The sequence below is a fragment of the Vibrio sp. S12_S33 genome (assembly GCF_963889785.1).
Lineage (GTDB): Bacteria > Pseudomonadota > Gammaproteobacteria > Enterobacterales > Vibrionaceae > Vibrio > Vibrio aestuarianus.
Map to the genome: position 1 here is coordinate 1 of NZ_CAWPQZ010000146.1, position 1,372 is coordinate 1,372.

Genomic DNA, 1,372 nt, shown 5'->3' on the forward strand with positions numbered 1-1,372 from the left:
AAAAAAGTAGCCATTATCGCGTGTGTTAGAAAGATGGTAGTTATCCTAAATTCGATGCTACGAGATGGCGTCATATGGGATGAAAATACAGCTAAAAAATAGTTATTGACACCATAGTCGTTTGTTAAGCTTCTTCTTCAGGGAACCACATAACTACGTTTTGTTCCATAAAGGCTTTAAGGATAGACAGTGATTCTAGTGCATCAGACTTGGCTAAAAGTTCAGCTGACTCAAAGCGCCCATCGATCATCTTTTTTATAAGGGAGCCTGATTTGATGCCCGCTTTAGCATGCACATACGGATTTCTAATTTTTCTTAGAGCTTCCAGTGAAACGTAAAGCTCTTCACCTATAATACTCTCGCTCAGTGAGTTATCGATAATCTTTTTAAATGACGATTCTGCAATCGCGTTTTGACCTCGCATTATGAATTCGCCAGATAAAGAATGCTCGATAAACGCTTGAGCAAGCAGAACAACAGCCATGTAGTTTCCATTGACATAGCTATTAGCTACTTCATGCAACGCAAGTTGTGATTGCATACCACCGGTTAACAGCTTGTCACCTTGTGGTCCAAACAATTCATTTAACTCAACAAAACGTCCAATTTTATCGGCTTTATTAAGTTCTTCGTCGGCAAGAAAACTCTCGATTCCTTGCTTTTTCAGTTCTTCGTAATCCATAGTTTTCTCATTGAAGCTTAACGCCCAATTAAGTGGTGAACAACGCACTGACCAAGCCACTGCATTGCACCGTAAAACACTTTACCTAACGCATAGTAAAACTGCCACGCGTTGAGAATCCACTTGAATTGCTTGTTATGTGAATTTTACCGTGAATTCAAAGTAAACCACCGTAGAAATGAAGAGGTTTTAATAAGTTACGTACAAAAACGATGCTGACCAAAACCTAAATTTCACAGCGATCTTAGCCAAAGAGAGCCACTTGAAGAATCAACAACAAAGAAAGCGTCCTTTCAGCCACAACCAAACCTTTTGCTTCATCAGACTTTCAGAGCTGAATGTCAGCAAATGAATCAGTCAAAAAGACATTTCAATTAAAGCGACTGGAAACCGCCGAAACTCAACACAAACCAGATCCAAAACCTAATTGAGGCAACCAAAGAACCTTCAAAACGATAAATCTCAGGTTGTTCAAGAATCCATTTCGACCAAGCCAATTTGCCGAAAACACAGAACGAATTTTCAATGACATCGTAGATTTAACCTCAAAAACTCATCCAACACATAACGCCCAATTAAGTGGTGAACAACGCACTGGCCAAGCCGCCGCATTGCACCGTAAAACACTTTACCTAACGCATAGTAAAACTGCCACGCGTTGAGAATCCACTTGAATTGCTTGTTATGTGA

1 protein-coding gene and 1 pseudogene are annotated in these 1,372 nt (G+C 39.9%); one reads left to right on the forward strand and one right to left on the reverse strand.

From position 1 onward, the window contains the following. Positions 1–102: pseudogene (locus tag AACW06_RS19515) on the forward strand (IS110 family transposase); the annotation flags it as partial. Positions 103–124: 22 nt separating this feature from the next. Here AACW06_RS19515 and AACW06_RS19520 read toward each other — a convergent pair. After that, a complete protein-coding gene (locus AACW06_RS19520; RefSeq protein ID WP_202884119.1) occupies positions 125–682 on the reverse strand; it encodes a hypothetical protein in 558 nt (185 codons plus the stop codon). Positions 683–1,372: the final 690 nt, after the last annotated feature.